Annotated in this window: 25 protein-coding genes and 1 pseudogene; 22 read left to right on the top strand and 4 right to left on the bottom strand. The window is 38.3% G+C overall.

Annotated elements, in window-relative coordinates:
• Positions 1-10: 10 nt before the first annotated feature.
• Together OK025_RS24540 and mobC are read right to left on the bottom strand one after the other, a co-directional pair.
• On the bottom strand, positions 11-826 hold the full coding sequence (locus OK025_RS24540; protein ID WP_241282533.1) for a hypothetical protein: 816 nt from the start codon (positions 824-826) through the stop codon (positions 11-13).
• A gap of 156 nt (positions 827-982) precedes the next feature.
• Positions 983-2,968, bottom strand: coding sequence for a conjugal transfer protein MobC (gene mobC / locus OK025_RS24535; RefSeq protein ID WP_241282534.1), 1,986 nt, complete (start codon positions 2,966-2,968; stop codon positions 983-985).
• A 181-nt stretch (positions 2,969-3,149) separates the two neighbouring features.
• Here mobC and OK025_RS24530 point away from each other — a divergent pair, with 181 nt between their 5' ends.
• Both OK025_RS24530 and OK025_RS24525 read left to right on the top strand, forming a co-directional pair.
• Positions 3,150-3,404, top strand: coding sequence for a hypothetical protein (locus OK025_RS24530; protein WP_317667373.1), 255 nt, complete (start codon positions 3,150-3,152; stop codon positions 3,402-3,404).
• A gap of 207 nt (positions 3,405-3,611) precedes the next feature.
• Positions 3,612-4,295, top strand: coding sequence for a hypothetical protein (locus tag OK025_RS24525; RefSeq protein ID WP_241282536.1), 684 nt, complete (start codon positions 3,612-3,614; stop codon positions 4,293-4,295).
• Positions 4,296-4,477: 182 nt separating this feature from the next.
• On the opposite strand, the gene mobB is transcribed toward OK025_RS24525, so the two are convergent.
• Together mobB and mobA are read right to left on the bottom strand one after the other, a co-directional pair.
• Complete coding sequence (gene mobB / locus OK025_RS24520) at positions 4,478-5,749, bottom strand: conjugal transfer protein MobB (protein ID WP_317667372.1); 1,272 nt, start codon at positions 5,747-5,749, stop codon at positions 4,478-4,480.
• Positions 5,746-6,174, bottom strand: a complete 429-nt coding sequence (mobA, locus tag OK025_RS24515) for a conjugal transfer protein MobA (RefSeq protein ID WP_241282541.1) — start codon at positions 6,172-6,174, stop codon at positions 5,746-5,748. The genes mobB and mobA overlap by 4 nt, the downstream gene beginning before the upstream one ends.
• A 670-nt stretch (positions 6,175-6,844) precedes the next feature.
• Here mobA and OK025_RS24510 point away from each other — a divergent pair.
• From OK025_RS24510 to OK025_RS24415, 20 genes and pseudogenes are all read left to right on the top strand, one after another.
• Positions 6,845-7,612 (top strand): ParA family protein, encoded by a 768-nt coding sequence (locus OK025_RS24510; RefSeq protein ID WP_241282543.1) that lies wholly within the window; start codon positions 6,845-6,847, stop codon positions 7,610-7,612.
• Between the two features lies 1 nt (position 7,613).
• Positions 7,614-8,021 (top strand): DUF3408 domain-containing protein, encoded by a 408-nt coding sequence (locus OK025_RS24505; RefSeq protein ID WP_241282545.1) that lies wholly within the window; start codon positions 7,614-7,616, stop codon positions 8,019-8,021.
• Position 8,022: 1 nt separating this feature from the next.
• Positions 8,023-8,319, top strand: a complete 297-nt coding sequence (locus tag OK025_RS24500) for a DUF3408 domain-containing protein (protein WP_317667370.1) — start codon at positions 8,023-8,025, stop codon at positions 8,317-8,319.
• Positions 8,320-8,368: 49 nt separating this feature from the next.
• Entirely contained in the window at positions 8,369-8,938 is a 570-nt protein-coding gene (locus OK025_RS24495; protein WP_317667368.1) for a hypothetical protein, read from the top strand.
• A gap of 46 nt (positions 8,939-8,984) precedes the next feature.
• Positions 8,985-9,389: a hypothetical protein gene (locus tag OK025_RS24490; protein ID WP_241282551.1), complete on the top strand. Its 405-nt coding sequence runs from the start codon at positions 8,985-8,987 to the stop codon at positions 9,387-9,389.
• 189 nt (positions 9,390-9,578) lie between these two features.
• On the top strand, positions 9,579-10,376 hold the full coding sequence (locus OK025_RS24485; protein WP_241282553.1) for a hypothetical protein: 798 nt from the start codon (positions 9,579-9,581) through the stop codon (positions 10,374-10,376).
• 190 nt (positions 10,377-10,566) lie between these two features.
• Positions 10,567-10,875, top strand: coding sequence for a DUF4134 domain-containing protein (locus OK025_RS24480; protein ID WP_241282555.1), 309 nt, complete (start codon positions 10,567-10,569; stop codon positions 10,873-10,875).
• 26 nt (positions 10,876-10,901) lie between these two features.
• Positions 10,902-11,738 (top strand): DNA adenine methylase, encoded by an 837-nt coding sequence (locus OK025_RS24475; RefSeq protein WP_317667367.1) that lies wholly within the window; start codon positions 10,902-10,904, stop codon positions 11,736-11,738.
• Positions 11,739-11,742: 4 nt separating this feature from the next.
• Positions 11,743-12,099, top strand: a complete 357-nt coding sequence (locus tag OK025_RS24470; protein WP_241282558.1) for a DUF4133 domain-containing protein — start codon at positions 11,743-11,745, stop codon at positions 12,097-12,099.
• A gap of 8 nt (positions 12,100-12,107) precedes the next feature.
• Positions 12,108-14,683 (top strand): annotated as a pseudogene (locus tag OK025_RS24465) (TraG family conjugative transposon ATPase).
• Positions 14,684-14,703: 20 nt separating this feature from the next.
• Positions 14,704-15,336, top strand: coding sequence for a DUF4141 domain-containing protein (locus OK025_RS24460; RefSeq protein WP_394799627.1), 633 nt, complete (start codon positions 14,704-14,706; stop codon positions 15,334-15,336).
• 15 nt (positions 15,337-15,351) lie between these two features.
• On the top strand, positions 15,352-16,371 hold the full coding sequence (traJ, locus tag OK025_RS24455; protein WP_241282560.1) for a conjugative transposon protein TraJ: 1,020 nt from the start codon (positions 15,352-15,354) through the stop codon (positions 16,369-16,371).
• A 2-nt stretch (positions 16,372-16,373) separates the two neighbouring features.
• Entirely contained in the window at positions 16,374-16,997 is a 624-nt protein-coding gene (traK, locus tag OK025_RS24450) for a conjugative transposon protein TraK (protein WP_312336325.1), read from the top strand.
• An 11-nt stretch (positions 16,998-17,008) separates the two neighbouring features.
• On the top strand, positions 17,009-17,431 hold the full coding sequence (locus tag OK025_RS24445) for a hypothetical protein (protein WP_317667364.1): 423 nt from the start codon (positions 17,009-17,011) through the stop codon (positions 17,429-17,431).
• An 8-nt stretch (positions 17,432-17,439) separates the two neighbouring features.
• The gene (locus tag OK025_RS24440; protein ID WP_241282566.1) at positions 17,440-17,721 is read left to right on the top strand and encodes a nitrogen regulatory IIA protein; all 282 of its coding nucleotides are present in this window, start codon (positions 17,440-17,442) and stop codon (positions 17,719-17,721) included.
• Entirely contained in the window at positions 17,702-19,036 is a 1,335-nt protein-coding gene (gene traM, locus OK025_RS24435) for a conjugative transposon protein TraM (RefSeq protein ID WP_241282568.1), read from the top strand. The genes OK025_RS24440 and traM overlap by 20 nt, the downstream gene beginning before the upstream one ends.
• Before the next feature lie 23 nt (positions 19,037-19,059).
• Entirely contained in the window at positions 19,060-19,944 is an 885-nt protein-coding gene (gene traN, locus OK025_RS24430; RefSeq protein ID WP_317667363.1) for a conjugative transposon protein TraN, read from the top strand.
• An 11-nt stretch (positions 19,945-19,955) separates the two neighbouring features.
• Positions 19,956-20,513: a conjugal transfer protein TraO gene (locus OK025_RS24425; RefSeq protein ID WP_241282572.1), complete on the top strand. Its 558-nt coding sequence runs from the start codon at positions 19,956-19,958 to the stop codon at positions 20,511-20,513.
• 11 nt (positions 20,514-20,524) lie between these two features.
• Entirely contained in the window at positions 20,525-21,001 is a 477-nt protein-coding gene (locus tag OK025_RS24420) for a DUF3872 domain-containing protein (protein WP_241282574.1), read from the top strand.
• Between the two features lie 304 nt (positions 21,002-21,305).
• Positions 21,306-22,040: an AraC family transcriptional regulator gene (locus OK025_RS24415; RefSeq protein WP_317667362.1), complete on the top strand. Its 735-nt coding sequence runs from the start codon at positions 21,306-21,308 to the stop codon at positions 22,038-22,040.
• Positions 22,041-22,063: the final 23 nt, after the last annotated feature.

Below are 22,063 nucleotides of genomic sequence, written 5' to 3'. Positions count from 1 at the left end.
ATATCAATAGTTAGTTTTTTGCATTAACATGCAACAATTTTTTACTTGCTTTAATATGCTTCAACAAGTAGGCATCCAAGATATAAAGCTTAACATCTTCATCAATCCTCGTCTTGTCATAATAATTCGTGTCCATAGCTTTTATATAATTTATAAATCCTTTCAATGGTATCTTTTTTAAGGTCGTATATCTTTTCAATATAAAAGCTGCATACTTTTTTTTTATGGACACGTACTGGCCTGCGAATTCTACGATAAAAAAATCGTAATTAAGATCTGTATAATAATCAAGAGGGAGTAATCCTAATTCCTGCAAAAAAGGAATAGTTCTTTGAAAACGCATTTCACAAACGAAATGAACTCGATCAAAAACATATTTTATTACATCTACCTCAATTTCAGTAACCTCCAAAAATTTTGCAAGGCATAAGCGATGTTGACCACCAATAGTAAAGTAACGATCGCCATATTGAACTACAGTTTTAGCTTCTTTTGCGTTGTGGATATGGTCAATAACTTTTTCTTTGGTTGGAAAATTGTCAATGACACGATCTAACCTGCGCAAATCAGTAAAAAATTGTAACCAATAATATCGCCAATCTTTCGGTTTGTGCATTATACAGTTGTAACCATAGGAATAATCAATCCCACAAATCTTACGGGGATCTATTTTTTCCGTAAACGTTCCTGCAGATCTGAAAAAATGAAAGTTTTTGATATGGCTGAAATGGGCTACGACGTCGTCGTGCCAATTCTGTTCATCAAATTTTGGATGTAGGCTTCTTAACCATTCTATTCGCTGTTCATCCGAATACTTGTAAGGCATTAAAAAAGGCTTTTTTATTGACAGAAATATACTGAAATTTCTTTTTCGAAGTATAAAAATGATTCAATAAATAAGCCTTTTATTATATCTTAGTTTAAAACTACGTGAGACACATTAATTGGTTTGAAATTGATATATGTTTACAGAACGAAATGGCTAAGTTTTTCTAACAAGGTGAGCTAATTCCGGGTCGTTCTCAATTCTCGAAAGTTCACTTGCAATAATTTTTGAAACATCAAGTTTGACCTGGCGATAATTTTGATCAATTTCTTTGTCCATCCTGTCCTCGCCAGTTTCTGAAATAAAAGAACGGATCTCTGGAATAGGCTTATAGTTTTTAGTTTCTAAGTCCACCTTTTCCGTATCTACTACGATTTGGGCATGAAATATCTTTTGCTCTATTTTCTCACCAAAATTGTCAGCAACTGCTCCTACAAACATTCCCTGGGAAAGAGTAGATATTTTAGAAGCCGGAATCAGACTGTCTAATTGTGTTGATATAGATGTACTGGTATCATTTCTGTTGATAGATATCGATTGACGTTTTTGGACAATTTTTCCAAACCTTTCTGAAAGTGTTTTGGCTGTTTCACCCACGACCTGACCTGAGAATATATTTCCAACGGTATTGAGTATAACTTTCGCTTCCTTGTCACCATAATCCCGGATCAATTGAGAGAAATCCTGAAAACCAAGACAGACAGCCACTTTATTGCTTCGAGCAGTTGCAATGAGATTATCCAATCCACGGAAATAAATTGTGGGAAGCTCGTCAATAATAACGGAACTTTTAAGTTTTCCCTTTTTATTTATCATTTTTACGATTCTGGAGTTGTATAAGCCGAGGGCAGCCGAGTATATGTTCTGTCTATCTGGATTATTGCCAACACATAGGATTTTTGGTTCCTTCGGATTGTTTATGTCCAATGAAAAATCATCCCCGGACATAACCCAGTAGAGCTGCGGAGAGATCATTCTTGATAGCGGGATTTTAGCGGAGGCAATCTGGCCTTGTAGTTGATCTTGGGCTCCGCCTTCCCAGGCGTCAAGAAAGGGACTAAGGTAGTTTTCAAGCTCAGAATAACTTGTTAGTATTGTAAAAATATCAGCATATTTTTTATTAAGTAGTTCGATTGCGTGCGGAAAAGTACAATATTTTCCATTATCATAAATCTTCAAAAACCAGATGATCGCTGCTAGGAGGATGATTGGTGACTCAACAAAAAAATCCCCTTGTTTCTGGATCCACGTCTTATTTAGGTTTAGCATAATGGTATAAGATGCTTCGTATGCATCAGAGATATCGGTCATGAATTTAGGATTTAGGGGATTGCAGCGATGGCTTTTTCGTGGATTATCAAAGTTGATTACGTAGAATTTGGGTTTTACATTGTACTTGTCATTGTGCTTCAGGAGATGATTGTAAGCGATTTGTGAAAGGTCATCAAACTTGAAATCGTAGATGTACATGGCGAAACCTTTTTCAATGTGTTGCTTGATGTAATTGTTTACGATCGCATAGCTCTTACCACTTCCAGGAGTACCTAGTACGATAGATGCGCGAAAGACGTTCACCACCGATATCCATCCGTGATTCCATTTTCCACGATAATAAAATTTTGTCGGCAGGTTAACGGAAAACTCATTTTCTAAAAGTTTTGTCTCCTGCATGAAGCTTTCGTTTTCATTATTGAAAGGATCATCCATCAACTTGTTTTTAAGCAGTCTGCTCATCCATAATCCAGCAACCATAAGCAGGATAAAGCCTGCAGATGTAGTAATCATATATAAAATGCCTGATATTTCAAGAAGTTGGAAATTGAGAAGGTAAAGTGTCGATCCGGTAAATAGAAACGTATTAATTTTTTTCCATTTAATTTTTTCGTTTTTGACACCTTTAGTTCCGAGGCAGCTCAATGCCAATAAGATTAGGGCAAACAGTTTGCTATAAGTTGAATTTGTAAATAGACCAGAGGTTCTCTGGAAATTTTTTAGGATTCGCTCGACGACTTCCAGCGTCCAACCCTGATCATAGAAAAAGGAGTAACAGAACCAGTAGAAATTCATCAAAACTAAAAGGATGCTGACAGCTCGCATAAAAGCCATAATTTTTGCGAGGCCCCTTAAATCGTCTTCTTGCATAAGTGAAAAGTTTCACCATAGATATTAGTCTTGAGAGCTGATTTTTCTGTTGATGTATAATATGGTATATATTTGCCTATTTCTTCCCAATCTTATTGGAATTTTACAGATTAACATTGCTCATCTGGTTTTTTATCTGCTAGAAAATTGCTATCATTAGACTGAATTTCGGAAGTGGATTATGTTTGATACTATTGGACAATTTGAAGAACAATTTAATAAGCAGGTATTCAGAATCACCTTTAAAAAGCGTGATTTTCAAGTCGTACTATTGAAGAGAGAATTGAATAAAAATATGACGGAATTTCAGATACTCTTGGATGGCTTGGTGCAGAGACTAAAAAAGGAAAACGACAAATGGAGTTTTGAACATGGTGAAGACCAGGATTTGGCCGAAGATATCTGGCGCCAGGTCGCTCTTAGGTACAGGCTATGATTTGAGTTCATCCTCATAGCTCTGAAAGGCAAAATAATACCAAAATATTTTGCTATATTTGTTTCGAGCTTTACAGAAGCTTGCCACTTGTCTTAGCGAAGCTATTTTAGCACTGTATCTAACTTTTTATACCACTTTAACAAATTTCTTGTAAGGGGTTTTGGCTGACAGGTGACATGATTTCTATGCAAGGTATATTGTTAAAACATGGAAAAAAAAGTAAATGGGCATACTGCCGATTATATTAAGCGTATCGCAAAATCTATTAAAAAAGTTCAGAATATTTCTCATCATGAGGCTTTGGAGCTTGCCTCAAAACAAAGCGGATTTCACAGTTGGAAACATTTTCAGAATTTACTTAATAACTCTGATATACCTTCTTTGGATTATCAGACTACTGATGCAACGAAATTAGACTTAAGACCGAAGAATCCATATCGCAATTTATTGGTAGCGGGTTTAAATGAAATTCTGAAACAAAACAAAGATTTTTTTCAGGTTGAAAAGGATAAGAAAGAAACAGGCTACATTTTTGTCGAATTGTTCGGATATCAAAGCGTCGTTATTTGGAGAGAAATCAGTTTTGGCGAAATATCATTAGCAGTTTGGTGGAAATATGATCACTCTAAGCATCCTCAAGCTAATCTTACAGGTAATGCTCGAGAAAACTTTCGAGATACCAGCCCCCTTGCAAATAAAACAGAATACAAAAGATTTGTTGGCGTAGTAGTTCATGGATGGGTTGAAAGAGCTACAGGTAAATATATTCAAGGTTCAGGTGGTGATTCCATCATTAGGGACTATGTTAGAAGGGGCGAAAAAGCTGAATTAGAAAAATTGCCGGCTGTACAACCAAATGGCTTCCAAGCCGAAGGTCTGTTCTTTGTGTAATATGTTTTCAATTGCTTGCTATTCCTTTTTATAGGAAAAGTATTCCATAGAGATAATAAGGAAGTCCGAATTTAGGACTTCCTTTTTTTTAGCTTAGTGGAAATATACTGCTTTGACTATCTAATGTAGTAGGATCCTAATGTCGTTCACCATATTTTAAGGATTATTTTTGATGCTACTCCTTATCTTTTGCGCTTTCTCTTTTTTTTCATGTTAAACTCAAATAGATGTTCTTCTGGATCTTCTGTCATCCCATGAAGTAGAAGCTGATCAAGTAGTCCCCAATCACTAAAAACAGATCCGTTATTTATCATAAAGTCGAATAGTGGATGGAGCGAATGGTTAGCCGATCTTGATTGCGTTGAAGTATCTTTTTTTTGTGAACCTTCTATATATTCTACTACCTTAGGACTTTGGCTACTTGAAAACAGCGCATTGAATGAATTTGCCGAAAATCCCTTACCAAGATGAGAGCCATTGAATACGTTGCGCGAATTATGATCTATAAAGCTAATTCCATATAATCTGCCTTGATCATTTCTTCGGATCACTACATTGATCCCATGGTCTATTAAATACTCTTTAAAGTCCTTTTCATTTCGGGCTATACTAATGGCTTGCGCAATGATATTTTTGCTTTTTTCTTTAGTTTCTGCAGCAAGTTCTTTACTTTTTATAAAATGTGTTTGAAGTGCTATGAGCCCTGCTTCTTTCCCGAAAAGGGACGCTTTGAAGGGATTGGTCACCTTTTCCCCATTTTTATCCAATGCGAAATATACTAAACCTTCCTTAAATTCACCACTATATTCCTTTTTCGTGGATTCGACGGCGATATTAAATAGCGATAGCAACGCATTATAACTGCCAAGGCTTTGAAAATAATAGTAGTTAGGCAGGTATCTTACAACAGCCGCAAGTTGGCTTTTAATATTGCCTTTCGTATGATCTACTGGTTGGAAAGTAAGACTTTCATTAAAACATTCCTTTTCGTCGGCACGTGCTAAATTATACTTTTTTTCAATATTGCGACAGATTTCCATTGATCTTTTCTTCTCAAAAACATCGGATATTTTGATTCCATTTTTGTCCACTGTTGTTGAAACAATATGGATGTGGCTGCGGTCGATATCATTATGCCTAAATACAACATAAGGTTGATCGCCATAGCCCATTTTTCCCATATATTCCTTTGCAATTCTGACATAATTTTCATCTGATAGGATATCAATTGGATCAGGATTTAGCGAGATATGGATTGCTGTCTTTTCTGTTTTTTTATTTGCAGCTAAATTGGCAATGAATGAGGATAGTAGCTGTGTAGTCGTATATTCGCCACTAGGAGTTTCGAACATATTGTTGAGGTGTAAAATTGTACCAGCATTTTGATGAACCTTGGAGAGGTTATAATTTAAAGCACCATACATATTTGACCCGCGACCTATTTTTGCAATCATAGTTTTTCTTTTTTAATGAGATATTCAGCTTCAAACTTTTTGCTGAGCAGTAAAACTTCGCGGCAGATCCCGGCCAGATCTCTGGTGTGCTGTTCAAGCTTTCCGAGATAATGAACGGTTTTTTTATCGCTAAAATTAGTGTGCAGGATCTTTACTATCTGATTGTAATTGACTCCAATTGCACGGAACTGTGCAAAAAATTGCGATAATTTTGTACAGTAATCAATGGTGCTCTTATCTATAATAACTGAATTTATCTTCCTTTCAAACAATAGCGAAACAATAAATTTAGCTTTATTATCAAGTCTTGATTGCTCAAATAATGAGAGAAATCTGGCGTTTTCTTCGTCCGTAAGACGGAATACGTATCGGTGGGTAGCTTTGTCCATTTTAGGTTTTCGACCTCCTTTATGATTCGCTGTCATATCTTTTTTCCAGAAACTAAAAGAAAGCGATGAACATTCATAATTATGAGCTATTAAAAACCTTGTTTTTCCTACCGATTCACATAAAATCGCAAAGACATATAATAGGTAAATCCGACTTCGGAGGATTACCCAGCCCTCGGTAGAGCAAGTAGTTTTGGGGCACAAAACGAGTTTTGAGGCACTCAAAACACAACTTGCTCTGTTCTTGGGAACAGATATGAGAAAGAATAGAATAAAGTTCGCATTATAAAGAGCTTTCGGAAACCGTAGGTAAAAAGAGGAAAGGTAGTAAAGCATCAGCTTTACAGCCCCCTACAGTTGCCTTCTTTTGCATAGAGCATGGCGGTAAGAACTATGGTCAATTTACCATTTAACAAAGCAAGTAATTGTAAAAGCATAAAAGTATTAGGTTTTAAAACTGTAAAACTATAAAAGCGTAAAAGCATAAAACTGGTAAAATGTTAGGTCATTAAGAGAGGAAGTTGCTTTACCAGCCTACTATATTTTAAGAAGGACATATGATTTACAAGTAAGATATGAGCCTTTATGCAAGGTCTTTTTTAAACCAGTAATACTGACTATACACATATTTTACGATGCATTTGTAAACTTAGGTATTTGCTCTCCGATACAACTTTTAAATTAAGAAGATATAAAATAATATAATATGGAAAAAAAGAAGGAAACATTAAAGGTAAGCATTTATGCACAGAAAGGCGGAGTCGGTAAATCGACGATAACAATCCTTCTCGCCAGCGTTCTGCATTATCGTCTTGGATATAATATCGTGGTACTGGATTGCGATTTTCCACAACATAGCCTTATCGGTATACGTGAAAGAGATAAGCGTACTATTATGGAAAGCGATTTCCATAAAAAACTGGCGGTTAAACAGTTCCATACGATCAATAAGAAGGCTTATCCGATCATAAAATGTAAGGCGGAAAATGCGCTTGAAAAAGCCTTTGAATATTGTGAGACAAGCTCCGTTACGCCGGATATTATTTTTTTTGATCTCCCCGGCACCGCCAATACACACGGAGTCATCGGTGCTTTAAAAGGAATGAATTTTATTTTTTCACCTATTACTGCGGACCGGCTTGTTGTGGAGAGCACACTCGCATTCAGTGAGGTTTTTCTAAAACTTCCAGCAAAGAATAAAAATGCCATTGAGCAATCTTTATACTTATTCTGGAATCAGGTTGATGGCAGGGAAAAGACAGGTCTTTACGAATTATATCAAAGTGTGATAGAGGAGCTGTCAATACGTATAATGCAGTCGCGGATCATGGACAGTAAACGATTTCGAAAAGAAATTGATGATACAGGTAATTATGTGTTTAAATCGACACTCTTACCTGCTGATGTGCAAATTTTAAAAGCCACACGTGTGGACCAATTCGTTATAGAGTTTCTAAAGGTAATTCATATGTAGGATGGCAATAAAGAAAGATCGTAAAGAGTTTGAGAAACCCATCATAGATGAGGAGTACTTGATGAACATCATGTCTGGTGATGAACCTTTGCCTGCGACAAATTCGGAGAAGGGTATGGACAAAAATACAGATTCACTGGCTAAAGTTGAGAAATCCAGAACAAGAGCTGGCAAAAAGATGGATTACGAAGAGTTATTTCTTGTAAACCGCTTTCCCAGTGGCAGAAGTGGCAAGGTTGTCTATATCCGATCAGAATATCATGAGCGGCTATTGCGAATAGTGCAGTTGACCAGGGAGGATAAAGTAACGCTGTATTCATATATAGACAATATATTGGAAAATCACTTCCGAGAATATGGAGATGAGATTACTGAGTATTTCAATAAAAAATTTAAACCCATTTTATAAGATGAAAAAGAAAAAAAATCAAGTTGAAGTTACCGTAAAGGTCCATCAGCAGGTAGCGTATGAAAATGTGAAATATGAATCACTATTCCTATCAGATAGCTTCATGGATAAGCGTGGAGATAAGAGCATCTATGTTAGCGGTGAGAATCACACCAGATTATTGAGAATTGCGAATGTAATAGGTGAGGATAAAATACCTTTATATGCGTTGCTTGATAACATATTGAGGCATCATTTCGCGCTATTTGCGGAAATCCTGGTGAAGGAATTCAACGACAAATCAAAACCCCTTTTCTAAGATCATGGAGGGTTTAATGCAGATTGTAATATTGTTTTGCCTAATTGTCGTGATTATACTATTGTTGGTTGACAAGGTGAGGTTTATGAAACCTCAGCGGAAAAAATATCGAAAGGTTGAGCAGGAAGCTGAACCGCATGTCATCGGTGGGGTAGCAATTCCTGAAAATGAAAAAACACCGGTCTGGCTTGCCAACAGGAAAAAGCTGATTGAGCAAATGTTAGTAAATAAGGTGGATGAGGGTAACAACGATTCAATCGAAAATGACCAGGAAGGAGAAGATGCCTCTAAGTTTAATGTAGAAGACTCTGAGGATTTCGATGATATTCTAACGGATGATGATCGGTTTGGACAGGCAGTTTCCTTAAATGAACTGACAAAAGTTGGGAACCTGTTGCAGAAGGAAAGTCTGGATGCAGCGCAAGAAGAGGAAACTACGCACATCATCCAAAAAATTGAGGGAACAGAATTTCTTGCTATGATGCAACTGTCCATTGATGGAGCTTCTCAGAAGATTGCCAGACTTTTGGATAAGTCGTTATCGGAAAAACATATTTTTATTCCGAAAGAGGATCATAATACTGCACTGGACAGTTTCGATATCGGGGATTTTATTTGATTCTGAATTTGGAAGGCACTAATTAGTAACAATAAATAAAGCAACAATGATAGCAAAGGATGATCCTGATTATATAATTGAAGAATACAAAGGTCAGATAATAGCCAGTCATAAAAATAATGTTTCACAAAAATCAATTGACAATATTATTATTGTTTATGATAAGCTTGATTTTCCCGATTACGGATTTTACATCGGACTTGATGATTCAAAAAGTATAGGCTACAGGAAAATGGAACCTGTTAATATGGAAGATGCCAGAAATTATATTGATTGGCTATCAACAGTTACCAATAATAATGGTATAGAGCAAGGTAGGTCTGTATCTGTTCCTGTTCCAATAAAAGAAGTTGTGGGTCAGATCTTATCTGAGGTCGCTTTGAAAAGGATGGAAAATAAAGAGGCGCAGTCCCTACCTAAATCCCGGAAAAAGGGTAGGGGCATGTTCTGATATTGATAAAGATTATAGAAATTATGGAAAGGGAAGCGGCCAAAATTTTGAATATAGACTTTTTTAATATTAGATAGGAAAATCATAGAAAAATGGTACCTCGATTTACATCAAATCATCAAATATATTGGGTTACGGCAGACTTTAGCTCAGCAATTACATTAATAAAAAATAATAAAATGCTGAGTTATGGAAAAAGAACTACCGATCTATACAGATCCAGATTACGGAATTGAGTTTATCATTGATGTGGAGAAATTCGAATTTCGAGAAAGGGCTAACCCAGAAAACCGCTACACATTGGAGGATATGATCGATCTGGGGGAAGCAGGATACCGCTTTGATCATTTCGACAAGACAAGTAGACAGGATTTAACCATAATGCCTCCGCAATTTGTTACGCTGGCCCCAGAGCAGATGGCAGAGAAATACAATAAAGCTGTTGAGGAAATCCTTTTACTTAGCGATTTTGAGCTTATGGTCGATCAGGAAGTATTAACAAGGCGAATTAAAAATGGAGAACTTCCAACAATTGAAATTGGTGGCCACATCTTTTATGCAGATGCACGGATAGATCTTTTACGGCCCAAGGATGATTTTTCCACGATGGGGATAAGTTTTGATGAGCTTGAGGACTGGTACGTTGACGAAAAAAATACCTATGCATTTCCGTATAACCCTGAAACACATGAAATAGGGCAGATCGAATGGGATAAAGTTGTAGAATATCCAAAAGACCTATTATTTGTTGAAATACCATTTGTGAAGACCCTTGATCCCGTAGGGTGGAATCGAAAATGGGGGTGGGCGGAAATAGAAGGCTTAAAAGAAACGGGTCTTCGGCTTGACTTTAAGGCCGATGTGATCCCATGGAATAAGTCTGGAATCGATCAACTTATTTCTGAAAATAAACTCAAACAACCCATCAAGGATGCAGTAAAAAAAAGAACTGAAAATAAAGAAAATAAGAAGGGACGGAAATTGTAGCACATAGTAGTAAGACCGCCAGACTTTTCCAGTCTGGCGGTTTTTTTTTTGTTTTCCTAAGTCCGATTAGGACATCAACGGCAAACTTAGTACGTCTAATACCACGCTGCCCCCAATCTGATCTAATCTCGAACACCTTTGTTTCCAAGCCCGTAGAAACGGGTATTACAAACTTAAAATGTAATGAAACATGAAAAAATCAAAACAAAAAATTTTGCTTGGGTTGCTGTTGATTTCACTTGCCAGCAATGAGGTATTTGCACAGGGAAATGGTGCTGCCGGCATTCAAGAGGCGACACAGATGGTCACAAGTTACTTTGATCCCGCAACAAAGCTGATCTATGCGATCGGTGCTGTGGTCGGGCTCATCGGTGGAGTGAAGGTGTACAACAAATTCAGTTCGGGGGATCCTGATACCTCAAAGACAGCGGCCAGCTGGTTCGGCGCGTGTATATTCCTGATTGTCGCAGCGACGATCTTACGGTCATTTTTTCTTTAGGCTGATGCTATTAAATTTTTTCAATTATGGCAAAAAGTAAGATGGTAACGCCACTGACATACTATGGCGGAAAGCAGCAGCTGGCAAGGATCATTATTCCTCTAATTCCACCACATTATACTTATGTGGAACCATTTGTTGGTGGCGGCGCAATATTCTGGTCTAAACCGAAATCTGAGGTTGAGGTGATCAACGATTGCAACCGTGAGCTGATCAACTTCTATGAGATTGTCCAAAATCAGTTTGTAGAGCTGGAAAAAATGATCCGGATTACACTTCACAGCAGATCGCTTCATAGCGATGCGCTGGTGATCTATAACAATCCTCATCTCTTTGATAGGTTACAACGTGCCTGGGCAGTATGGGTGTTATGTAATCAGTCTTTTAGTGCAAAGATTGGTGATTCGTGGGGATACGATGTTCGTGATCAGACCTCTTCCAAAAGAATGAGCAACAAACGTACTTCATTTTCCGAGCAATATGCCATACGTCTACAGAATGTCCAGATCGAAAACACGGATGCCATTAGAATTATCAATTCGCGAGATCACGAAAAGGCCTTTCACTATTGTGATCCGCCTTATTTTAATAGCGACTGCGGTCATTACGATGGGTACAGTAAAGATGATTTTGAATCTCTGCTTTTGTGTCTATCACATACAAAGGGAAAATTTCTTTTGAGCAGTTATCCAAGTGAGATCCTTAACAAATTCAGCCGGGATTTTGACTGGCACACTGTACAAATGCAGAAAGAGGTGCTGGTAGATAAACATTCGGGAAAAGTGCCAAAGAAAAAGATTGAAGTACTTACCGCCAACTATGACCTAGCGATAGTGCAGGGAACCCTAAATTTTAAATCTTAAGAACATGAAAACCTTTAACATCAATAAGGGAATCGGCTGTACAGTTGAATTTAAGGGGTTGAAAGCGCAATATCTGTTTGGATTTGCTGGAGGATTATTATTTGTGCTGATCCTCGTAATGGTGCTGTACATGGCCAACGTAAATATGTATCTCTGCCTTTCGGTGGGATTCCTATCTGCATCGTTGATCGTTTGGAAAACTTTCAGCCTGAACAACAGGTATGGTGAATATGGCCTGATGAAGCTAAGTGCGAAAAGAAAGCACCCGCAGTATATCATCACTCGTAAACCTGTCCAGTCTTACCTAAATTCTCCAACAGCTAAAGGTGAGAATAATCAAAATTTTAACGCTAAATCTTAAACGATATCATGAGAAATATTTCTAAGATCACAACTTTAGAAAGCCGTTTTCCCCTTCTTGCAATTGAGAACAACTGCATCATATCGAAGGAAGGAGATCTTACGGTTTGTTTCCGGGTACGGCTACCTGAAATTTTCACCGTAGGCACGGATGTGTATGAATCCATTCATTCTTCCTGGTGTAAAGCGATCAAAACTTTACCTGATTATAGTATCCTGCACAAGCAGGATTGGTACCTTAAAGAGCAATATCAACCGGACATAGAAAGAAATGAACACAGCTTTTTGTCACGTTCTTTCCAGCTCCACTTTAATGAACGTCCCTTCTTAAACCATTACTGCTACGTTTTCCTGACAAAAACGACAAAGTCACGGATGCAGTCGCAGAGCAATTTCAGCAGTCTATGCAAGGGGAATCTTGTGCCCAAGGAAATTCGGGATAAAGAAGGAATGCGACGTTTTTTGGAGTCGGTGAGCCAGTTCCAGCGGATAATTAATGACAGTGGTCATATAACAATGGATCAGATCCGCGAGGGTGAAATTTTGGGGACCGACGGGCAGACTGGAATTCTTGAACAGTATTTTACGCTGTCCAGGGAGAATAATCCTGTTCTGCAGGATATAGCATTAGGAGCAGAAGAACTCAGGATCGGTAGCAAAAAGATGGTCCTCCATACCTTATCAAATACGGATGATCTTCCCGGAACCGTTTCGGACTGTAACCGTTATGACAGGCTTTCCACAGATCGAAGTGACTGCATGCTGTCCTTTGCAAGTCCTGTTGGACTGATGCTGAGCTGTGACCATATTTATAATCAATACCTATTTATTGATAACAGTTCCGAAAACCTCAAAAAATTTGAGAAGTCAGCCAGGAATATGCACTCGCTGGCGCGTTATAGTCGGGCAAACCAGATAAACAAGGAATGGATCGAACGTTATCTTAATGAAGCCCATTCTCACGGCTCACCCTCGATAAGGGCACATTATAATGTATTTGCATGGAGTGAAGATCGCGAGGATCTTCGAAACCTGAAAAATGATGTCGGAAGTGCGCTAGCTCTCATGGAATGCAAGCCCCGACATAATACGGTAGATGCGGCCACTTTATTTTGGGCGGGTATTCCTGGCAATGCAGGTGATTTCCCCGCCGAAGAATCCTTTTATACCTTCATCGAACCAGCATTATGTTTTTTTACCCAAGAGACGAATTATCAGGATTCGCTGTCGCCATTTGGGATTAAGCTTGCAGATAGGCTGACAGGGAAACCGGTACATGTGGACCTCAGTGATTTGCCGATGAAAAAGGGGATTATCACGAATAGAAACCGTTTCATTCTAGGGCCATCTGGGGGTTGGCGGGCTATTCTTAACTGAGTAGCCCGCCAGCCCACCCAAAAATTGGAAGTGGAAAATCATTCTTCACCAATCATATGGTGAGACAATATTATGAGCAAGGAACTCATGTACTACTAGTGGATACAGGTAACTCTTATCAGGGATTATGTGAGCTTATAAAAGGAAAGACAAAAGGAAAAGATGGCGTTTATTTCACCTATACCGAGGAGAACCCGATCTCATTTAATCCTTTCTATACTGAAGATGGTGTCTTTGATATAGAGAAAAGGGAAAGCATTAAGACATTGATCCTTACTTTATGGAAACGGGACGACGAAGCGCCAAAACGTAGTGAGGAAGTGGCATTGTCCAATGCGGTTGCAGGATATATTGATCGAATTAAAAACAGTGATGAAATACCGTGTTTTAACGGATTCTACGAATACGTCAAAGGAGATTACAAAAAAGTCCTTCAGGACAAGGAAGTACGGGAGAAAGATTTTGATCTAGCCAATTTTCTGAACGTTCTTGAACCCTACTACCAAGGCGGTGAGTACGATTATTTATTAAACTCAGAAAAAGAGCTTGATTTGCTTAATAAGAGATTTATTGTTTTTGAAATAGATGCGATCAAAGACCATAAAATCCTGTTCCCAGTAGTGACAATAATCATTATGGAGGTCTTTATCAATAAGATGCGCCGGTTAAAAGGTATCCGTAAGATGATTCTCATAGAGGAGGCCTGGAAGGCAATTGCTAAAGAAGGAATGGCCGAATATATACGCTATTTATTCAAAACCGTCAGGAAATTTTTTGGGGAAGCAATTGTGGTAACGCAGGAAGTGGATGATATCATACAGTCTCCGATTGTAAAAGAAACGATCATCAATAATAGTGACTGCAAGATTTTACTCGACCAGCGGAAATACGCCAACAAATTTGACGACATCCAAAATATGCTTGGACTTACTGAGCGTGAAAAATCGCAGATCCTTTCGATTAATCAGGACAATGATCCTAATCGTAAGTACAAGGAAGTTTGGATAGGGCTTGGAGGAACACATTCGGCGGTCTACGCTACAGAGGTGAGCGAACAGGAGTATTTGGCCTATACAACTGAGGAATCGGAGAAAATGGAAGTGATGAATCTTGCCCACGATATGGGCGGCGACGTGGAAGCAGCTATCAAAAAGATTTCTCTTCGGAAAATCAAAGGGCTTTCGCCCACAGACAATTTAAATATTTAAACAATCTAAAAATAAAAAAAATGAAAAATCTATTAATGACCGTGTTTATGGTGATGTCCATTACCATATCACAAAACGTAAAGGCTCAATGGGTCGTTACCGATCCCACCAATCTGGCTTCTGGGATTTTGAATTCAGCGAATGAAATCGTGCAAACCTCGAGCACAGTAAGCAATGTTGTCAAGAATTTCAATGAAGTCAAAAAAGTATATGAACAGGGCAAAGAGTATTATGACAAGCTTAAAGCTGTCAATAACCTGGTTAAAGATGCTAGAAAAGTTCAGCAGACTGTGCTACTGGTCGGGGATGTAAGCAACTTGTACGTCAACAATTTCGGAAAAATGCTAAATGATAAGAATTTTTCTGCTGCCGAGCTGGTTGCGATAGGAAATGGTTATTCCGCATTGCTGAACGAGAGTACGGAACTGCTTAAAGAACTAAAGCAAATTGTGAGTTCAAGCAGTCTTTCACTGAACGATAAGGAGCGTATGGAGATTATTGATCGCGTATATAAAGAGGTTAAACAGTATCACAGCCTTGTAAGATATTATACCAATAAAAATATCTCTGTCAGCATCCTACGAGCTAAAAAGCAAAATGACACGAAGCGTGTCATGGATCTATATGGAACTGCTAGTCAAAAATATTGGTAACTAATTCTGAGCGTTATGGAATTTAACAACTTACATGAGATTCTACGTGGTCTCTACGATGAAATGATGCCTTTGTCGGAAACGATGGCCGTAGTAGCAAAAGGTGTTGCGGGATTAGGAGCCTTATTTTATGTTGCTTTAAAAGTATGGCAGGCATTGAGCAGGGCAGAGCCAATAGACGTTTTTCCCTTGCTGAGACCCTTTGCAATAGGACTGTGTATCATGTTTTTTCCGACCATTGTGCTAGGTACTATCAATGGTGTGCTGAGTCCAATAGTGAAAGGAACCCACTCGATGCTTGAAGGACAGGTTCTGGATCTCAATACCCTGCAACAGCAGAAAGATATTCTTGAAAAGGAAGCGATGCTGAGAAACCCGGCTACCGCATACCTGGTCTCCGACGAGGAGTTTGACAAAAAGCTCGATGATCTGGGCTGGTCATTTGATGATATCGCAACGATGGTCAGTATGTACCGTGATCAAGCAGTCTACAATATCAAACAGGAAATCAAAAAAGAATTAAGGGAAATCCTCGAACTTCTTTTTCAGGCCGCGGCACTGGTCGTGGATACTATCCGGACCTTTTTTTTAATAGTTCTTTCGATACTGGGGCCGATTGCATTTGCCATATCTGTATGGGACGGATTTCAGAGTACGCTTACCCAGTGGCTCAGCAGATATATCAGTGTTTATCTGTGGCTTCCGGTCGCTGATCTATTTAGCGCTATGCTGGCAAAAATCAATGCCATGAGTGTGCAACGGGACATAGAGCTATTAAGTGATCCTTCATTTGTCCCTGATCCTGAGAATAGCGTTTACCTGATTTTTATGATTATCGGAATTGTAGGATACTTTACTATTCCTACTGTTACAAGCTGGATCATCCAGGCTGGCGGAGCTGGCAACTTTACGCGTAACGTTAGTCAGGCAGCAATGCGTACAGGAAATGTTGGGGCAGCAGCTGCAGGAGCGGTAGTGGGGAATATTGGCGGAGAATTACTTGATAATAAAAGTGGTGGACAAAAAAGCAATTGATTATGGAATTCAGAACGCTAAGAAATATCGAAAACAGCTTCAAACAGATCAGGCTATACGCAATTGTCTTTGCAATACTGTGTCTTGCGGTGGCAGTTTTTGCTGTGTGGAAATCTTATTCCTTTGCTTCGGCACAACGGGAGAAAATATATGTTCTGGATCAGGGAAAATCGCTGATGCTGGCGCTGTCACAAGATGCAAGCATAAACCGCCCCGTTGAGGCACGTGAGCATGTTAGGAGGTTCCATGAGCTCTTTTTCACACTGGCACCAGATAAGGCCGCGATTGAAAGCAATATGAAACGTGCATTTGATCTGGCGGACAAAAGTGCATTTGATTATTATCGTGATCTTTCTGAAAAGGGGTATTACAACAGGATTATCTCTGGGAACATTCAGCAACGAATAGAAGTGGACAGCGTGATCTGTGATTTTAATTCGTACCCATATTCTGTAACCACCTACGCTAAACAATTCATCATTAGATCGAGCAATCTTACTCGAAGAAGTCTTGTCACCTCATGCAATCTGCTTAACAGTGTCCGATCTGATACCAATCCGCAAGGTTTTCAAATTCTGAAGTTTGCGGTGATTTCTAATAAGGATGAGGAAATCGTCGAACGTTAAAATTAAATAAAATGAAAGAAAGTTATGATGCCGAAAGCTTCAAAAATATTTTGATCGGAAAGGGTTATGATGACCATTTTGTTATCACAGTTTGTCATTTCGGAAAATTAGGAGATAATCTTAATGCATTCATTAAGAGCTACCAAAGTGGAGGAATAGATAAAGAACATGGACTAATGTTGTTTACTACTTGCATAAAATCAGATAGTGTTAACCAGTCATCGATAAAATGTGATATGTGTATGGATTATAACAATGGGAAATTTGCTGTTCATCGGATGATTATTTATGAGGAGGGCGTAAGTAAGTCACTAAAACCAATTGTGATGGATGTAACAACGGGTACCCTTCCTACAGCATCGGATGCTATAGCGATGGCGATGAATCCTGAATTAAAAGACACTCAATTAAAGAAGGGAATTCGCTTTAAATAGGAAAAATTATGAAAAACATTAGAACAACAATTGATAATGAGCTTGAGAAGCTTGATTTAAGATGGCGGAATTTACCCGTCAAAAAGCAGATCAGATATGTACTTTATCTATTCGCATTTTATCTGCTTATGGGCGTAGGAGTACTTGTCAAGGTCTTTTATGATCTTGGCAAAGGCGATAAAATTGACATTAGTCACATAGAGGTTCCGGCTGTGATTCATAATGAATCCTCCCAGAAAGAATTGGTTACAAATCCTAAAGATATCGAAAATGGAAGAGAAAGAGAATAAACGGATAAGCCTTATTGTAGATGATGATTCTGCAGAAAATACGGGTAGCAGTTCCTCAAAAAAGGACAAGTTTAAGAAACCGGTCATTTTTGGGCTTATGGCAATAGTTTTTATAGCCTGTCTATATCTAATATTTAAACCTAAAAATGGTGGTGAGGAAAATAAAGATAAGGGTTTGAAAAATGCAGTTCCCGAAGCAACGGATAAGGGGTTGCAGGCAGACAAACAAAAAGCGTATGAGAAGGAAATGGTTGATGAAAGGGAAGCCGCAAAGCGCAATTCGCTGATGTCATTGTCAGATTATTGGAATAGTTCCGATACCTCAGTTAGCGGTGAGGTTCCGATGGCAAAAGTTAATGGCGGCAACTCAGGAGGATATGCGATGAAGGGTACAGAGAATAGTTCTTTGAGCAGCTATCACAATGCACAGCAAACTCTGGGTTCTTTTTATCGGGACGATGACCAAGAAAAACTGGCACTTCGTAAACAGGTTGACGAACTCAAAGACCGCCTTTCGGAAAAGGACGTGCCGCAGACACCATCATTAAATGATCAGTTAGCACTAATGGAGAAGTCATATGAAATGGCTTCGCGGTATTTACCATCTGGGAGTGCCGTGCATGGCGTCCCTGCGGTCAGTGCCGGCCCGTCTCTGGATTCATTAGTGGTTAAAACAGCTGCTGTACCTAATAAAAAAGGGAAAACCGAAAGTATGAAAGGGGTGAAAAAGAGCATCGTATCCAGCTTATACAGGGAAGAAGATCAAGCAGAGATCTTAAACGGCATAGCTGACCGTAACATGAACTTTATTACCCCTGGTCAATCTACTCAAAGTGATAATGCAAGAAACAGTATCCGCGCAATGATTATGGAAACAAAAACATTGTCAGGAGACGGATCATTAAAGCTGAGATTATCTGAAGAAGCCATTATCGCTGGATATAATGTGCCGAAAGGTACAGAGCTTGTCGCAGAGGCAAAATTCCAGGGAAATCGACTGCAATTAAAGATCAGTGCCGTAGAAGTATCTGGAAATATAATTCCAGTTGAGATTCTTGTGTATAGCACTGACGGTCAGCTCGGTTTACTTGTGCCGAGATCGGATGAAATCAATGCTGCAGGAGAAATAGCAGCGAATATGAGCCAAAGTTCCGGAATGAATATTTCGATGTCACGATCTGCTGGGCAACAGGTTGCCAGTGATCTGAGCAGGGGATTGATACAGGGAGTTTCAGGATACTTTTCTAAGAAACTGAGAGCTGTCAAGGTGACAGTCAGATCAGGTCATCCAGTATTACTGGTGACTAAAAAATAACTTAATAACAATAATGATCAACTATGATTTCAATAAAAAATATATTGATTATCCTGCTTTTCATAGGTCTGTTCTTTAAGACCTTTGGTCAGCAGTCGCTTGCAGCAGGAAGGGTAGAACCCTATCATCTTGAAGTGACATATAACAAGACTACTCATCTTATTTTTCCTGTAGCTATCAGATATACTGATCTGGGATCGAGTTATCTGATTGCAGAGAAAGCTGAGAATGCTCAAAATGTATTGCGTGTTAAGGCAGCTGTTAAGGATTTTGCAGAGGAAACGAACTTTTCTGTAATTACTGAGGATGGTCAATTTTATAGCTTTAATGTTATTTATAATGCTGATCCTTACATCTTAAGCTATGATTTAAAGAAAATGAAAAATGATAGTGAGCGTGAGGAAGGAAGAAACGTTCAGTTTGAAGAGCTCGGTTTTAATCCACCATCTTTAACAGAAGTTGCGCTGAAAACTATATATCAGCAGAGTAAAAGATATGTGCGTCACATTGCGGCCAGATCCTATGGTATTCAGTCGCTTCTCAAAGGAATCTATGTGCATAACGGAAAGTTCTATTTTCATCTTGAAATGAAGAACAAGTCAAACGTACCCTTTATCGTGGATTTTTGTACTTATAAGATCGTAGATAAACAGGTGGCAAAGCGGACGGTTTCGCAGGAAAAGCAGCTCGTGCCATTACGGCAATATCCCGGTCTTGAAGAGATCGCAGATAATTCAACAGCTGGCAATGTGATACTTCTTGACCAATTTACAATTACTGATGAACAGGTGCTAAGGATTGAAATTTTTGAAAGGAATGGAGCAAGGAATCAGGTTCTTGAAATAGAGAATTCGGATCTGGTTGCCGCGAAGCCCATATCTGAAATGAAGATTAAGGTTAACCAATAAAGTAAGTAATCATGAAAAAGTATATCATCTTTTTGGTACTAGCCATTGTGAGCATCCCATTGTATGCGCAACGCATGGTGTATAAACAGAATTCTTTGGAAATTAATACAGGACTTTTAAATGCAGATAGAATAGGCAAAGATTTCTATATCAATTTGACATTGAACAGTTTTGCAAAACACGGCAACTACTGGATCTGGGGACTTGAATATCAAAAGAAGACAGCAGACTATAAAACTTGGAATATCCCTTTGGAAGACTTTCTTGGAGAGGTAGGTTATAGTATAAAGCTTCTTTCAGATTCAAGGAAATTTATCACTCTGAACGGAGGTGTTACGGGAGTTGCAGGCTTTGAATCGGTCAATAAAGGAGATAGTCTGCTCATGGATGGTGGGGTGCTGAAAAACCAAAGTGGATTTGTTTTTGGTACTGGAGGCCGATTATCGTTGGAGACCTATATTTCAGACCGGGTCGTTTTTATGCTGCAAAGTCGGATCAGGATATTATGGGGGACCGATCTGGAGAGATTTAGACCATCAACAGGTGTCGGTTTACGTTTTAATTTTTGAAAATCAATAATATGAACAATATATTAAATACTATTAAAATGTCGATAGGATCGGTTTTTCTAGGCTTTATTGCCTTTCTGGGAATTTCATTACTTTCCGGCTGTGAGAAAGAGGTTTTGGATGTGCAGGAGGTTTTTCCTTTTGAAGTGAAGGTGATGCCTGTTCCAAAGGAGATCGGGATTGGTGAAAGTGTGGAAATACGCTTTTCCATAATTTCTTCTGGAAACTATACAGGTAATACATACAGGCTAAGATATTTTCAAAATGATGGGCAAGGTAGTTTAAATTATGCAGGATATAAACCTTATTTGCCAAATGATTTGTATCCATTGGCGGAAAAAGAATTTCGTCTGTATTATACATCAGAATCTTTAGTTTCACAACAATTTGACGTTTGGATAGTTGATAGTTTTGGTAATGAAAAGCAAATTTCTTTTCAATTTAATAACAAAAAGCTAGGTCCGATCATTATTGGGCCAGTTAGATAATTTGTTTTCATAAATTTTGTGATATTTGTAAAGCAGAAACCATACACTACCAGAGTGGAAGCATGCTTGTTAGGACAGCCATTAGGCTGTCCTTTCTTGTTACAATTAATAGTTTGGCGATTAAGTTCGGGCGCATTAAATGTGATTTGCACATTATTATTTCATTATTAGGGTAAAAAGATTAAATTGACCATACGATAGACCATAAATTACACTATACGGAAACTTATTTTATTGCTGACGCTGACATCGGTCTTTTAAGATAACAAAAGGAGATACAATGAATTTCTACATCGTCTCATTATTGGATGCTTTAGCTGAGCAAAATCTATCTGGTTTTTGCAAACTAAATTTTGTGAAGTCCGCAGTCCTTTTTTCTGATCTGCATGAAATATCTAAGCATTTTAAAGTCGTTACTGATTTTTATTTTTCTTTTTTAAAAAACCTTGAATTCATACCGGAAAATGCGTTTATTAAAGATAATTTCGGTTATTATAGCTTTGCGGAAGATAATGGTTATGATCGGTCGATTAAGGAGGTGGTATGTAACCTCAACCAGACTAGGCCTGCATTAAATGATGTATTTCCGGTTCAAGTGCGTTATACGGATAAAAGTAATATGCATTTGGTAGTAGGTTTATGCCGGGCAGAGAGTGTAAAGAGGGGTTTTTTGCATATAGTTGATCTCAATTTACCTAAAGAGGAAATTAAAAACACCCCTCAAAATGTTATTTATGTTAAGGAGATAGTGAAATCCTATAATTCCAATAATAGCCAGACTTTAAAGGAATTTATTGAAAACCAAGGATATAATTATAGTCATTTTCAACGTGACTGTAAAATTTGTTTTGGTGATTCTTTCTACAGTTTTTGGTTAAAGGGAAAGATGCTGGACGCTGTAGGCGACATAATATTTACATCGATGAGTTTAAAGGAAGTGGCATTTAAAAACAGATTTCTGGATTATCAGAATATGTATAAAGCTTTTACGCGTCATGGCGTCGGTCTGACAACAATTCCTCGATTAGCTAATTTATAATTCCTTCAGTTATTATTGTACAT

The sequence above is a fragment of the Sphingobacterium sp. UGAL515B_05 genome (assembly GCF_033097525.1).
Classification (GTDB): Bacteria; Bacteroidota; Bacteroidia; order Sphingobacteriales; family Sphingobacteriaceae; genus Sphingobacterium.
The sequence above is the reverse complement of the archived record's forward strand: the minus strand, read 5'-3'. Positions and strand labels throughout refer to the sequence as shown.